This window comes from Priestia aryabhattai (assembly GCF_023715685.1).
In the GTDB taxonomy this organism is placed as follows: domain Bacteria; phylum Bacillota; class Bacilli; order Bacillales; family Bacillaceae_H; genus Priestia; species Priestia aryabhattai_B.
The window spans coordinates 1-417 of sequence record NZ_JAMBOQ010000091.1 but is presented as its reverse complement, the minus strand read 5'-3'; the positions used below and the strand labels follow the sequence as shown (position 1 = coordinate 417).

The 417-nt window shown below is 33.6% G+C and carries 1 protein-coding gene; it reads left to right on the top strand.

What is annotated here, in order from left to right:
* The coding region (locus M3225_RS29125) for a PASTA domain-containing protein (protein ID WP_251400786.1) at positions 1-417 on the top strand (417 nt) is incomplete at both ends.

The window sequence follows — 417 nt, the reverse complement described above, 5'->3', positions numbered from 1 at the left end:
AAATGTAGGTAAATCAAAAGATGACACATCTAATGCAGAGTATAGTAAAGTGCCAGATGTTGAAGGTCAAGACAAACAAAAAGCTATTGATAATGTGAGTGCAAAATCATTAGAACCAGTTACTATTGGTTCTGGCACACAAATAAAAGCACAATCTATAAAAGCAGGGACTAAAGTCTTACCTCATAGTAAAGTACTGTTATTAACAGATGGAGACTTAACTATGCCTGACATGTCAGGATGGACGAAAGAAGATGTCATTGCTTTTGAAAACCTAACAAATATTAAAGTAAATTTAAAAGGTAGCGGTTTTGTGTCCCACCAATCAATTAGTAAGGGACAAAAACTTACTGAAAAAGATAAAATAGACGTAGAATTTTCATCAGAGAATGTAGACAGCAATTCGACGAATAATTC